The following is a 13,468-nucleotide window of genomic DNA, read 5'->3' on the forward strand; positions in this document are numbered from 1 at the left end:
CCGGAGGCGAACCGCCCCGCCTACCATGGATTCACGAGACGGGAGGAGCGGCCGTGACCGAACGCAAACCCCCAGGTGTCAGCTTCGAATCGTGGGTCGACAAGCAGATCCGGGACGCTTCGGAGCGCGGGGACTTCAAGGATCTGCCCGGCTTCGGAAAGCCGCTCCCCGACGACACGGCTCCGTACGACGAACTGTGGTGGGTCAAGGGCAAGATGCACCGCGAGGGCGTCTCGGTGCTGCCGCCGACGCTGGCCCTGCGCAAGGAGGCGGAGGACGCGCGGGAGGCGGCGGGGCGGGCGGCGACGGAGTCCCAGGTGCGGCGGATCCTCTCCGAGGTCAACGAGAAGATCGAGGCGGCGATCCGGAGGCCGCCGGTGGGGCCGCCGCTGGGTCTTGGGCCGTTCGATGTCGACGCGGCTGTCCGCGAGTGGCGCGCGGGGCGCTTGGGTTAGGGGGGCCGCTGCGCGGGGCTTGTTCCCCTACCCGCCCCTTCCCGAACTGGGGGCAGGCCCCCCGAACCCCGTCGACCCGCACCGCACCCGCCCCCCTTACCGCCGCGCCTGCGGCAACGCCGGGAGTTTCTCGTCGTACAGCCACATCCGGAACAGCCCGTCCAGCGGATGCTCCGAATACCTCTGCGCGACCGCGATGAACTCCTGCGTCGTCACCACCCCGTACCGCCGCGTCGTCGTCCACTCCCGCAGCACCGCCACGAACGCCGCATGCCCGATCACCGTCCGCAGTGCGTGCATCGTGAGCCCGCCCCGCTCGTAGAGCCGGTCGTCGAACAGCCGCCGCAGCCCGGGATCGCCGATCTTGATGTCCTGCCGCAACAGGGCGAGCTTGGCCCGGGACTTGGCCGCGAGTGCCGCGGCCGAGGGCCCGCCGGACACTTCGGACCACAGCCATTCCGCGTACTTCGCGAAGCCCTCGTTGAGCCAGATGTGCCGCCAGTCCGCGACGGTCAGGCTGTTGCCGAACCACTGGTGGGCCAGTTCGTGCGCGATCAGGCGCTCGCTGCCGCGCCGCCCGTCGACATGGTTGGACCCGAAGATCGACAGGCCCTGCGCCTCGCAGGGCACGTCCAGTTCCTCGTCGACCACGACGACGGCGTAGTCGTCGAAGGGGTACGGGCCGAAGAGGTCCGTGAAGGCCGTCATCATCTGCGGCTGGCGGGCGAAGTCGTGCTCGAAGCGGCCGAGCAGTTCGCGCGGCACGGCGGCCGGCTGCGGCACGCGTCCGGCGTGGGCGATGTCGACCAGTTCGTACGGGCCGATCTGGACGGTCGCCAGATACGTCGCCATCGGCGCGGACTGCTCGTACACCCAGGTCGTCGTGGAGGCGCTGATCGTACGGGAGGTGAGGGTCCCGTTGGCGACCACGGTGTACGGCGAAGGGGCGGTCACCGCGATCCGGTAGACCGCCTTGTCGCTGGGCCGGTCGTTGCACGGGAACCAGGAGCGCGCGCCGCTGGGCTGGGAGGCCACCAGCGCGCCCTCCTCCAGCTGTTCCCAGCCGATGTCGCCCCAGTCCCGGGTGCGGACGGGATGGGGGACGCCGGTGTAGCGCACCTCGACCGTGAACGGGGACCCGGTGCGCAGCGGCTTGGCGGGCCGGATGCGCAGCTTGTCGGCGCGGTGGGTGTACCGCGCCGGGCGGCCGCCGTTGACGAGGACGCGGTTGATGCGGAACTGGCCGAGGTCCAGGGCGACTTCGGCCAGGTCACGCTCGGCGACGGCGCTGATCCTGGCCCGGCCGGACAGGCGGCCGGTGTGCGGTCGGTAGTCCACCTCCAGGTCGTACTCCGTGGTGCGGTAGCCGCTGTCACCGTGCTGCGGCAGGTAGGAATCCCTCACCGTGGTGCGTCCTCGCGTTTCTTGCTGTCGTGCGTGTGCGTGTGCGTGTGGCTGATTCTGGGCTACGGCTTCCAGGCCGCGATCGGATTGCCCAGCCAGCGGGTGCCCGCGGGCACCCGCTCCCCACGCATCACCAGCGACGCCGGACCGACCGCGGCGCGGTCGCCGATCACCGCGCCGGGCAGCGCGATGCCGTGCGGGCCCAGCGTCGCGCCGGCTCCGAGGACGACATTGTCCATACGCATGATCCGGTCATGGAAGAGGTGCGTCTGAACAACACAGCCACGATTCACGCTGGCACCGCCGCCCACGCTGACCAGGTCGGCCTCCGGCAGCCAGTACGTCTCGCACCAGGCGCCGCGGCCGATGCGGGCGCCGAGCGAGCGCAGCCACAGGTTCATCAGCGGTGTGCCGCCGGTCGCGCCGATGAGCCACGGCACCGCGAGCACCTCGACAAAGGTGTCCGCGAGCTCGTTGCGCCACACGAACGACGACCACAGCGGGTGCTCGACCGCCTTGAAACGGCCCACCAGCAGCCACTTCGCCGCGATGGCCACCAGGCAGGCCACCAGGCCGCCGGCGAGCAGCAGCCCGCCGGTGGACAGCACCGCGAGGCCGACGCCGACGCGGGAGGCCACCAGCGCGAAGGCCGCGAGCACGAGGACGGCGAGCGCCACGCCGCACATGACAGGCACGACCCGGCAGACCTCGACGGCCGCGCGCGCCCACATCAGCCGCTTCGGCGGGTCGAAGGTACGGCTCTGGTCGCCCGCTTCGGCCGCCCGGGGCAGCTTCATCGGCGGCATGCCGAGCCAGGAACTGCCCGCCTTGGCGCGCTTCGGGGTCGACGACAGCACGCCGACCAGACCCCGCTTGGGCACGGAGCGGCCGGCGGCCGTCATCCCGGAGTTGCCGAGGAAGGCCTTCTTGCCGATCCGCGCCTCGGCGATCCGCAGCCAGCCGCCGCCCAGTTCGTACGAGGCGACCATCGTGTCGTCGGCGAGGAACGCGCCGTCGCCGACCGTCGTCATCGCGGGCAGCGCCAGCACGGTCGACGCCTCGACCCCGCGGCCCACCTTCATGCCCAGCGCCCGCAGCCACACCGGCGTGAACAGGCTCGCGTACAGCGGGAAGAGATGCACCCGGGCCATGTCCATCAGCCGTTCCGTCGCCCATGCCTGCCAGGCGACCCGGCCGTGGACGGGGTAATAGCCCTCGCGCAGGCCGATGCTGAGCAGCCGCACACCGGCGAGGACGATCAGTGCGTACGTGACCATCGCGACGACGGTCGCGAGCGGTACGGCGGTCAGGGCGGCGGTCAGCGCCTCGCCGAGATCCGCGCTGCCGCGTACGAACAGGCCGATGACGAGCAGACCCGGAAGCGCCGCGACCGCGGGCAGCAGCCCGAGGAGCAGCGAGGTCAGCGAGTAGAGGCCGATCCAGCGGCGCCTGCGGGGCGGGCGGCCGTCGGGGAGACGGCGGTTGGCCTTGCCCTTGCGGGTGGCGGGCACGCCAGACCAGCGCTCGCCCGCAGGGACGGTGCCGGTCACGCCCGATCCGGGCGCGATCTCGGCGCGCTTGCCGATGCGTGCGCCGGGGAAGAGTGTGCTGCGGGCGCCGACCGTGGCTCCCGCGCCGATCCGGATGGAGCCGATGTGCAGCCGGTCGCCGTCGAGCCAGTGCCCGGACAGATCGGCCTCGGGCTCGACGGCGCTGCCCTTGCCGAGCCGCAGCATGCCGGTCACCGGCGGCAGGGCGTGCAGATCGACGTCCTCGCCGATCCGGACGCCGAGAGCGCGTGCGTAGTAGGTGAGCCAGGCGCCCGCGAGGCTGGTCGCGCCGCTCATCTCGGCGAGGCGTTCCGCGGTCCACAGGCGCAGATGGACACGGCCGCCGCGCGGATACGTACCCGGGCGCATGCCCCGCAGCAGCAGCCGCGCACCGCCCGCGGCGATCACGATCTTGCCGACCGGGCTGACGAAGAGCAGCCATCCGAGCGCCACCCACCACCAGGACACGGTCGGGGCCCAGGGCCCGCCGATCACATTGCCGACGGCGGCGGCGACCACGCCCCAGCGCAGCCCTGTCACGCCGAACAGCGGCAGCATGAGCAGTGTCTGCGCGATTCCTGTGCGGCGCGGCACCGGCTTGACGTCGCGTGCGTCGTCCCTGCCCGCGGAGGATGCCTCCAGGGTCCGGGCGAGCGCGCCGAGGGTGGGGTTCTGGTAGATGTCGCCGACGGATCCGGCGGCGAACCGCTCGCGAATCCGCGACACGAGCTGGGCGGCGGCGAGAGAGCCGCCACCGCTCGCGAAGAAGTCGGCGTCGGGCCCGCTCACCGGTGCTCCGAGCAGCTCGGTCCACTGCTCGGCCAGCCACGCCTCGGTCTCGGTGAACCGGGCCGTTTCCTCTTCCGCCCTCTCCGCGGCGGGCAGCGGCCAGGGCAGTGCGGCCCGGTCGACCTTGCCCGAGGTCCGGGTCGGAAGGGTGTCCACGACGGCGAGCAGTGGCACGAGCGCGGCGGGCAGCTCCTTGCGGAGCCGCGCGACGGCGTCGGCGGGGTCGAAGGCCACGGTGTCGAAGGGCAGCGCGCGCGGAACCACGTCGTCGGCGTCCGGGGCGGCGTCCTGCTCAGGGGCGCTCGGGACCACGTACCCCACCAGCAGCTGATGCCCCGCGCCCGTCGTACGGACCGCCGCCGCCGCGCCGGCGATGCCCGGGAGCGACTGCAGCGCGGAGTCGATCTCGCCGAGTTCGATACGGCGGCCGCCGAGCTTGATCTGCTCGTCCGCGCGGCCCATGAAGAGCAGGCCCTCCGCCTCCGCCTTGACCAGGTCGCCGCTGCGGTAGGCGCGGTCCCAGCCGAGGACGGGCAGGGGCGCGTACTTCTCGGCGTCCTTCTCGGCGTCCAGGTAGCGGGCGAGGCCCACGCCGCCAATGACCAGTTCGCCGGTCTCGCCCATGGGCACGACCTCGCCGCGGGCGTCCACGACGGCGAGCTCCCAGCCGTCGAGCGGCAGCCCGATCCGTACCGGCCCCTCGCCGGTCAGCGGTGCAGCGCAGGCGACGACGGTGGCCTCGGTCGGGCCGTAGGTGTTCCAGACCTCCCGGCCAGGGACGGCCATCCGCTCGGCCAGCTCGGGCGGGCAGGCCTCGCCGCCGAAGATCAGCAGCCGTACGTCGTCGAGCGCCTCGGCGGGCCAGAGCGCCGCGAGCGTGGGCACGGTCGACACGACGGTGATGCCCTGCTCGATCAGCCAGGGGCCGAGGTCAAGGCCGGTGCGTACGAGGGAGCGGGGGGCGGGCACCAGGCAGGCGCCGTGCCGCCACGCGAGCCACATCTCCTCGCAGGAGGCGTCGAAGGCGACAGAGAGCCCCGCGAGCACGCGGTCGCCGGGGGCGAGCGGCTCCTGGGCCAGGAAGAGGCGGGCCTCGGCGTCGACGAACGCGGCCGCGCTGCGGTGCGTGACGGCGACGCCCTTGGGCTTTCCGGTGGAACCGGAGGTGAAGATGATCCACGCGTCGTCGCCGGGCCCCGGCCGGCGGCCGGTGTCGCCGCCGCAGGATCCGAGCGGCGTGATCTCGCGGCCCGCGCCGATGACGGCGCTCACGGCGGCCTCGGTGAAGACGAGCTCGGCCCGCTCGTCGGGGTCCTCGGCGTCGACCGGCACATAGGCAGCGCCCGCCGCGAGGACGGCGAGGATCGAGACGTACAGGTCGGCGGTGCCGGACGGCACCCGTACGCCGACACGGTCGCCGATGCCGATTCCGGCGTCGCAGAGGCGGGCTCGCAGTCCCTCGACCTCGTCGAGGAGCGCGCTGTAGCTGAGGGGCGCTTCGCCGTCGTCGACGGCGAGGGCATCCGGGTGACGGCGTGCGCTCTCGTCGAGAATGTCGAGGAGGGTGCGCTCGCGGGCGGCGGCGCCGGCGGTGAACAGCGCGGTCGCGGGCGCGGCGTCGAGCAGCGGATCGAGAAGAGTCGGCGACTGAGGGGCCATAGTCATGCAGCGCACCGATCGCCGGCCGACAGGTCGCTCGGATCAGGTCCGATCCGGTGGATGTCACACAGGTTCGTACGCATCTCTCACTCTCCGTAGGTCGTGTCGAGTGCGCTGCGAATCCCCATTCCGCGCACGGCAAACGAGGAGTTTATCCCTCGTTCACCCGACTCGCCTGTTGTATGGGCGAGAGGCGAACGGGTCCCGCCGACCGGCCGGAGAGCCGCCAAGACGGCATAGCACCTGCTCACGCGGGGCGCTGCCACTGATCTACCGACGGGTACCCGGGGCGTCCCCGGCCGCCCGACTGTGGCGAAGGGCACTCGTCAGTCACCGTTTGCTCACCGTCCGAAACGGCTCCGACCGCCCCGCCGGAGGCCGGGGCACCACTCTCGAACGGCGCCCTTACTCTCGAGCAACCTGCCTGACGGTCGCACCTCGCGGGACTGATCCCGACACGGCTCAGCGGGAGTGCGACCAGCTCTCCCCGCGCATCAGATTTCCCAGTCCCATCCAGGCGAAGTTCATCAGCGTCCCGGCCGCTTCCTTCGCCGAGACGTCCTCCGCTTCGTTCGCCCACCCGGCGAGCGATTCGGCCGCCCCCACCAGTGCCTGAGCGAGCCCGGCCACATCGCGGTCCGCGAGCTCCTGATCCCGGTGCGCCTCACGGGCCGCGGCACCGATCAGCCCGGTCACCACCGCCACGATCGCGTCCCGCATCACCGCCACATCCGCGGCGAACGGCTCCCCGTGCGTACGCGCCTGACGGTGCAGCACCGCCCAGCCGTAAGGATTCTCGGCGGTGTGCGTGAAGAAGGCCGCGAGTCCCGCCCACAGTTGCCGGTCCGCCGCGAGCCCCGGCTCGACGGCCGCCTGTACAGCGGCGATCAGCGCGTCCGCCTCACGTCTGATGCACGCCGTGAAGAGCTCTTCCTTGGAATTCAGGTACAGATAGACGAGCGGCTTGGAGACCCCCGCGAGCTCCGCGATCTCATCCATGGAGGCCGCACGGTAGCCGCGCCGCCCGAAGGTCTGCACTGCCGCGTCCATCATCTGCCGCTCGCGGACGGCACGCGGCATGCGTTTGGCCTTCGCGCCTTTCACAGCACCCATGTCAAACATCCTCCCGCCCCACACCCCAAGTCCGCGGTAAGCCTACGGCCACCGCGGAGTTCGAGCGCCTGGCCCCCGCGCAGCCGGCGAACACCGCGCTCGCCGCACGAGGAGACGCGTGCTGCACCCGGAAAACGGGCACAGCACGCGTCGTCACGATCTCGGCTCGGTCAGGACTGCCACCGGGCCAAGACCACTACCCGGGGTCAGGAGTGCTTCCTGCCCTTTTCGCTCGGAACGACGCCCATCAGGCCCGAGCTGCTCGAACCACTGGCAGCCGGGGCGAGTTCGGGCGACACCTGCGGGTCCCACACCTCGGTGCACGCAAGGCTCGGGGGCGTGAACGGAGCCACAGGGAGCCCGAAGGTCAGGGTGCACTCGGTCTCGTACACGTCCCCGCCCTCGGTGAGCACCTGGACCGAGGCGGTGTTCACCGCTCCGTTGCTGGCCACCGAGATGGCGCAGGCGTCCACCGGGAAGCCGCCGAGCGGGGTGTTGCTGATGTTCTCCCAGTCGTAGACGCCCCCGGGAACCGTCCGGATACCGGCGAAGGCGACCCCGTCGATGAGCGCGGCGCTCACCTGGTGGGTGCTGAGCGGGTCGACCACGAGGGGGTTGTAGGTGTCGATGTCGCTGCAGGGACCCGTGTCACCGGTCGGACCCGTCGGACCGGTCGCACCGTCAAGACCGTCAAGACCAGCCGGACCCGTCGGACCGGTCGCACCGTCAAGGCCGGCCGGACCCGTGGGACCGGTCGCACCGTCAAGACCGTCAAGGCCGGCCGGACCCGTCGGACCGGTGGGGCCGGTGGGCCCGGTGGGACCGCGACGGCCGGTGGGCCCGGTGGGCCCGCAGTCGCGGCCGCCCATTACCGACTTCTCCGTGACGTCGTCACAGCCCACACCCGACGGGCCGGACACGGACGTGGGCGCCTTGGCGCTCTGCGCCATGGCGATCCCGGGGGCCGCCATACCCGAAACCACGAGGGCGAGCGACGCCATCGTGCCGCCGACCAGCCAGGCACGCCGCTTCGGAAGCGGACCCAGAGAGGACTTGGTCCTGTTCTCAGGACTCATACAGGTGCTCCTTCTTGAACCAGTTCGAGTGAGACTCTGGAAGCCAGTTCGAGCCTCCTTCGACATCATCGGTTCGCGGACGCAACGTCCTTGAGAGCATCGCGAAGCTATCAACGCAATGGCGTACGAGTAGCACACCAATGGCTGTGTACGCGGTAGGGAACGGCACAGTCGTCGGCGTGCCGTGACCGCGCCGCCGGGTCCGGTGCCTAAGGTCGCCGCCGGAGAGACCCGCCGGAAATGGTGATGCCGTGAAGCCGACCGTGTGCCTGTGCATGATCGTCAAGAACGAGGCGAAAGTCATCGAACGATGCCTCGCCTCCGTACAAGACCTCATTGACACCTGGGTGATCTCCGACACCGGCTCGACCGACGGAACCCAGGAGTTGATCCGCGGGGCGCTGCAGGGCATCCCGGGCGAGCTCCACGAGGAGCCCTGGGTCAACTTCGGCCACAACCGGAGCCTGAACATCCAGCACGCCCGCGGCAAGGCCGAGTATCTGCTCCTCCTCGACGCGGACCATGTGATCCGCCAGGACGGCCCGCTGCCTCGTCTCACCGCTGAGGCGTACATGCTGCGCCACGAGAGCGCGACCGAGTACCGCATCAAGCGCCTCGTCCGCGGCGACCTGCCCTGGCGCTACGAGGGCGTCACCCACGAGTACCTCACCGCCGACCGGCGCGATAACCAGGAGAACCTCGACGCACTCGTCATCGAGGACTACGCCGACGGCGGCTCACGGCACGACAAGTTCGAGCGCGACGCACGTCTGCTGAGCGCCGAGATGGAGCGCGACCCCGCCAACGGGCGCACGGTCTTCTACCTGGCGCAGACCATGCGCGACATGGGCAGGGCCGACGAGGCGATCACCCTGTACGAGCGCCGCGCGGAGATGGGGGGCTGGGGCGAGGAGGTGTACTACTCGCTGCTGCAGGCCGGGATCCTCCGGGCGGATTCCGGTGACTGGCCCGCTGCCATGGACACCCTCTCCCGCGCCTGGGAGTCGCGCCCGCAGCGGCTCGAAGCGTGTTACGAACTGTCCTCACGGCTGCGCAGCCAGGGCCGACATCACACCGCGCACGCGATCCTCCTTGCCGGGCTCGGCAGGAAGCAGCCGGACGACATCCTCTTCATCCATCCGTGGGTGTACCGCTGGGGACTGCTGTTCGAGTACTCGATCACGGCCTACTGGGTGGGCGACATGGCCGCCTCGCTCCAGGCCTGCAACCGTCTGCTGGCGATGCCCGACCTGCCGGAGTCCTATCGGGAGCAGACCCTCACGAACCGAGGATTCGCCCAGCGGCGCCTCACGCCGGAAAAGGCGGTGGGACGGCAACGCCCCGGCCGGGCGCGAGGCTCCCGCAGGGGTGTGTGACCACACCGGCCAGGCCCTGTCCCGTCGATCAGGCCGGATCAGTGAGCGGCCCGCCGCGGAGCGGCTGATGTCACTGCGGTGCGTGCGATCGCAGGCCGGAGGATGGGGGTCCCCCAACCGAAGGCAGGGGGAGAGCCGACGCGGAGCGTCGGCGACTGACGCAACGCGGCATGGGGGGCACCTCCCGTGCCCGAAGGGCTACGGGGGAGTGCGTGCCAGGGCACGCGAACCCGGCAAGATCGGCCGGACACGGCCGCGCGGCCCTACTGAACGGCGCCGTCCTCCTGCGACCGGTTCGCCTCGAGACGGGCCTTGGTCCTGTCGACCTTGCCGGCGATCTGCTCGGACATCGCGTCACGCTGCTTGCGCAGCAGTACGAAGCTCAGCGGCGCGGACAGCACGAGCGCGAGCAGGACCACCCAGACGAAGTTCGAGTCGCCGAGCCCCTTGGGCAGGGCGCCGACCTGGACCAGGCCGCCGACGACAACGAAGCAGCCGATGAAGATCGCCAGGCGCAGGGTGGTGTACCGGATCGCGGCGCTCGACTTGGCGGACACGGCGGGCCTTCTCTCTTCTTACGACAGGTAGTGCCCGTCCAGTGAAGCACGTCCGCTATGGGATCAATTCAGCGGGAGCAGCATGATGATGTCGTCGCGGTCGTCGCCCTCGGCCACCCGGATCGCACCGGGCACCCGCCCGACCTCCTTGTAGCCGCACGCGGCGTAGAAGCGGTCGACGCCGATCCCGCCGCGGCAGGTGAGCCGTATCGCGTCTATGCCCTCGAAGCCGCGGGCCGCTTCCGCCACGGCCGCCATCAGCTCGCGGCCGTAGCCCGCTCCCTGGTGGCGGGGATGGACCATGACCGTGTACAGCCACACCCAGTGGCGCATCAGCCGGTGGGTGTTGTACGTGAGGAAGGCGGTGGCCGCTACGGCGCCTTCCTCGTCGTACCCCACCAGCAGCCGGGTGCGGCCCTCGGCCATCGAGGCCAGATGCTTCACGAACTCGGGCCGTACGGTCTCCTCGTCCACGGGCGGCACGAATCCGACGGCGCCCCCGGCATTGGACACCTCGGCCCAGAGCGCTACGACCCCGTCCCGCAGCGCGCGGTCGACCGGCGGATCCAGCTCGAACATAAGGGACATGCAGGAAGGTTATCCATTACGCGGAAGGCCGTTCACGCCGGGCTCGCTCCCCGGAACGCCGGGTCCGCCCGGGCTTTTGAGCAGGACGAAGCCATCCTCGTAAGCCACGGTGCGGTATCCCTTGCGCAGCGCGCCGTCCAGTTTGAACTTCTCCTGTCCGGCTGACAGAGGCCATCGCCGCTCCGCCGGCACCCGGGTGTCCACCATGATCCACTCGGGAAGGGGGCGGCTCGCGGGCCAGCCGTACAGGCTGACGCTCGTGCGCCTGGTGAGCTGGGGCACCAGATGACTGGACGCCTGGACCGTGGCGCCGTCGGGGATCTGATCCATCAGACGGTGGGCGACAGCGATACGGGGATCGGTCCGCCAGGTGGCCGGCTGGACCAGCTGCCACAGCGGAAACTGCGGAAGCAGCAGGACGGTGATCGCGGCACAGCCCACGAGATAGCGGCGCAGACTGCTCGCACTGGAGCGCCGTCGGACCAGAGCGTCGATGAATGCCGCGAAGACGATCGGCATCAGCACCAGCGAATAGTGGAACTGGGTGCCCCAGTGAGCCGCGTTGCCCGAGGCGCCGCGCCAGAGCAGAGTCGGCAGCGCGATCCACAGCAGCGGCGATCGCAGAGCCAGGAAGAGAGTCGGAGCCAGTACGAGCACAAGAGTCGACATCTTGGCCTGGGGCGTGATGAGACCGACCGTGTACTTGTAGAGCTGATCTGCCGGTCCGCCTGCACTTCCTGCCGGGCTGTCCAGGTAGAACCAATAGGCAAAGGAACCGGTCGGGTTGACAGCCGGGAGAATCACCAGCAGCGCAAGCACGGTCCCGGCCAGACCGGCCGACGCGGTGATGATCCCTAGTCTGCGGTTGCCGCGCAGGGCGATGACGAGACCGATCACGGCCACCGTGAGCCCGAGGTCTTCCTTCACCAGCAGCAGGGGAAGAGCCCAGTACGCCGCGGCGCGCGGCCGGTTGTTCGCGAGAGCCGTCAGCGAAAAGGCGAGGAGGGGGACGGCGAAGGCCACTTCATGGAAGTCGAAGCCGACCGCGGTCGCGACCCCCCAGGAAAGGCCGTAGCAGACACCGATGACCGCGGCGGCCAGGGAGCCCAGCGTTCGCTTTGCCCAGACGGTGAGGGGCAGAACGCTCACGGCGATCAGCGCCGCCTGCGTCACGAGCAGGGTGCCCGGCGACGGCCACAGCCAATAGAGCGGTGCCACCAGGGCCAGAATGGGGGAGAAATGGTCCCCCAGGACGGGAAAGTCCGGACCCTTCAGTTCAGCGACGGGCAGGTGGCCGTGCGCGTAGGACTGGACGACCTGCTCGAAGATTCCCAGGTCGTAGCTGTTGGAGAGCATCCGCTGATGGATACGCAGGGACAGCGCCGTGTAAAGGAGAAACAGCGCTCCCGCCAGGACCCACATCCACCATGCGACGCCGGAGCGCCTTTCATGAACCGTCTCCGCCGACGACTGTTTGTCGAATTCCGATTGCTGCGATGGCAGAGTGGTGCCGCTGGTGGGGAATGCTTGCATGGCCATGCCTTCCAGAAGCTGAGGCTGAGTGGCCATCAAGATGCCAGCAACCAGGAAGACTTGACTCTGAGCAAACTGCCGTGTGGTAAGAATCCCCCGAATGGCCGCGCGCCCGGGCGAATTCAGAAACGTCCGTGCCCGGGGCGCAGCCTCAGGCCGGCGTCAGACCCGCATCGGCTGCGGCGACTCGCGGCGGTCCGCGTCCGGCCCCGGGTACTCCCGGATGACCTCGTACCGCGTGTTCCGCTCCACCGGGCGGAAACCGGCGTCGCGGATCAGGTCGAGCAGGTCGTCACGCGTCAGCTTGTTCGGCGTGCCGTAGTTGTCCGCGTCGTGCGTGATCTTGTACTCGACGACCGAGCCGTCCATGTCGTCCGCGCCGTGCTGCAGCGCCAGCTGAGCGGTCTGCACACCGTGCATCACCCAGAAGACCTTGACGTGCTGGACGTTGTCGAACAGCAGCCGCGAGACCGCGAAGGTCTTCAGCGCCTCGGCTCCGGTCGCCATGGTGGTGCGCGCCTGAAGGCGGTTGCGCACCTTGCCGTCCTGCATGTCCACGAAGTCGTGCTGGTAGCGCAGGGGGATGAAGACCTGGAAGCCGCCGGTCTCGTCCTGGAGTTCACGCAGGCGCAGGACGTGGTCGACCCGGTGCCTGGGCTCCTCGATGTGGCCGTACAGCATCGTGCACGGGGTCTTGAGACCCTTCTGGTGCGCGAGCCGGTGGATGCGCGACCAGTCCTCCCAGTGGGTGCGGTGGTCGACGATGTGCTGCCGGACCTCCCAGTCGAAGATCTCGGCGCCGCCGCCGGTCAGTGACTCCAGACCGGCCTCGATGAGCTCGTCGAGGATCTCGGAGGCGGACAGCCCGGAGATCGTCTCGAAGTGGTGGATCTCGGTCGCCGTGAAGGCCTTCAGCGAGACGTTCGGGAGGGCCTTCTTCAGCTCGCTGAGCGACCGCGGGTAGTAGCGCCACGGCAGGTTGGGGTGGAGCCCGTTGACGATGTGCAGCTCGGTGAGGTTCTCGCCCTCCATCGCCTTGGCGAGGCGGACGGCCTCCTCGATGCGCATCGTGTACGCGTCCTTCTCGCCCGGCTTGCGCTGGAAGGAGCAGTACGCGCACGACGCGGTGCACACGTTGGTCATGTTGAGGTGCCGGTTGACGTTGAAGTGGACGACGTCACCGTTCTTGCGCGTCCGCACCTCGTGCGCGAGGCCGCCGAGCCACGCCAGGTCGTCCGACTCGTAGAGGGCGATGCCGTCCTCGCGGGTCAGCCGCTCCCCGGAACGGACCTTCTCCTCCAGCTCGCGCTTGAGCCCCACGTCCATGTACGGCCGCCTCCCATACGATTCGTCAACAGGCCCCACCCA

Annotated in this window: 10 protein-coding genes; 2 read left to right on the forward strand and 8 right to left on the reverse strand. The window is 70.2% G+C overall.

Going from position 1 to position 13,468, the window contains the following annotated elements:
• Positions 1–53 precede the first annotated feature (53 nt).
• Positions 54–455 (forward strand): DUF1992 domain-containing protein, encoded by a 402-nt coding sequence (locus tag OHA61_RS15510; protein WP_406303507.1) that lies wholly within the window; start codon positions 54–56, stop codon positions 453–455.
• A gap of 96 nt (positions 456–551) precedes the next feature.
• Here OHA61_RS15510 and OHA61_RS15515 read toward each other — a convergent pair whose 3' ends face one another.
• From OHA61_RS15515 to OHA61_RS15530, 4 genes are all read right to left on the reverse strand, one after another.
• Positions 552–1,859: a M1 family metallopeptidase gene (locus tag OHA61_RS15515; protein WP_406303508.1), complete on the reverse strand. Its 1,308-nt coding sequence runs from the start codon at positions 1,857–1,859 to the stop codon at positions 552–554.
• Between the two features lie 62 nt (positions 1,860–1,921).
• The gene (locus OHA61_RS15520; RefSeq protein WP_406303509.1) at positions 1,922–5,863 is read right to left on the reverse strand and encodes a Pls/PosA family non-ribosomal peptide synthetase; all 3,942 of its coding nucleotides are present in this window, start codon (positions 5,861–5,863) and stop codon (positions 1,922–1,924) included.
• 456 nt (positions 5,864–6,319) lie between these two features.
• Positions 6,320–6,970 carry a TetR/AcrR family transcriptional regulator gene (locus OHA61_RS15525; protein WP_324982143.1) on the reverse strand — a complete coding sequence of 217 codons (651 nt, stop codon included), beginning with the start codon at positions 6,968–6,970 and terminating at the stop codon, positions 6,320–6,322.
• Between the two features lie 206 nt (positions 6,971–7,176).
• Positions 7,177–8,046 (reverse strand): hypothetical protein, encoded by an 870-nt coding sequence (locus OHA61_RS15530; RefSeq protein WP_406303510.1) that lies wholly within the window; start codon positions 8,044–8,046, stop codon positions 7,177–7,179.
• 251 nt (positions 8,047–8,297) lie between these two features.
• Between OHA61_RS15530 and OHA61_RS15535 the strand changes: the two genes are divergently transcribed.
• Positions 8,298–9,422, forward strand: coding sequence for a glycosyltransferase (locus OHA61_RS15535; protein ID WP_406303511.1), 1,125 nt, complete (start codon positions 8,298–8,300; stop codon positions 9,420–9,422).
• Between the two features lie 263 nt (positions 9,423–9,685).
• On the opposite strand, the gene OHA61_RS15540 is transcribed toward OHA61_RS15535, so the two are convergent.
• From OHA61_RS15540 to mqnE, 4 genes are all read right to left on the reverse strand, one after another.
• The gene (locus OHA61_RS15540; RefSeq protein WP_361908204.1) at positions 9,686–9,979 is read right to left on the reverse strand and encodes a DUF4229 domain-containing protein; all 294 of its coding nucleotides are present in this window, start codon (positions 9,977–9,979) and stop codon (positions 9,686–9,688) included.
• Positions 9,980–10,042: 63 nt separating this feature from the next.
• Positions 10,043–10,567: a GNAT family N-acetyltransferase gene (locus OHA61_RS15545; protein ID WP_406303512.1), complete on the reverse strand. Its 525-nt coding sequence runs from the start codon at positions 10,565–10,567 to the stop codon at positions 10,043–10,045.
• A gap of 9 nt (positions 10,568–10,576) precedes the next feature.
• Positions 10,577–12,106, reverse strand: a complete 1,530-nt coding sequence (locus OHA61_RS15550; protein ID WP_406303513.1) for a DUF2079 domain-containing protein — start codon at positions 12,104–12,106, stop codon at positions 10,577–10,579.
• A 156-nt stretch (positions 12,107–12,262) separates the two neighbouring features.
• Positions 12,263–13,426, reverse strand: coding sequence for an aminofutalosine synthase MqnE (gene mqnE / locus OHA61_RS15555; RefSeq protein WP_324982124.1), 1,164 nt, complete (start codon positions 13,424–13,426; stop codon positions 12,263–12,265).
• Positions 13,427–13,468 lie beyond the last annotated feature (42 nt).

The sequence above is a fragment of the Streptomyces sp. NBC_00885 genome (assembly GCF_045207475.1).
Lineage (GTDB): Bacteria > Actinomycetota > Actinomycetes > Streptomycetales > Streptomycetaceae > Streptomyces.

Excerpts from the sequence above, each read along its gene's own strand:
- OHA61_RS15520 (WP_406303509.1), bottom strand. The coding sequence starts at position 5,863 with ATGACTATGGCCCCTCAGTCGCCGACTCTTCTCGATCCGCTGCTCGAC.
- OHA61_RS15525 (WP_324982143.1), bottom strand. The coding sequence starts at position 6,970 with ATGGGTGCTGTGAAAGGCGCGAAGGCCAAACGCATGCCGCGTGCCGTC.
- OHA61_RS15530 (WP_406303510.1), bottom strand. The coding sequence starts at position 8,046 with ATGAGTCCTGAGAACAGGACCAAGTCCTCTCTGGGTCCGCTTCCGAAG.
- OHA61_RS15545 (WP_406303512.1), bottom strand. The coding sequence starts at position 10,567 with ATGTCCCTTATGTTCGAGCTGGATCCGCCGGTCGACCGCGCGCTGCGG.
- OHA61_RS15550 (WP_406303513.1), bottom strand. The coding sequence starts at position 12,106 with ATGGCCATGCAAGCATTCCCCACCAGCGGCACCACTCTGCCATCGCAG.
- mqnE (WP_324982124.1), bottom strand. The coding sequence starts at position 13,426 with ATGGACGTGGGGCTCAAGCGCGAGCTGGAGGAGAAGGTCCGTTCCGGG.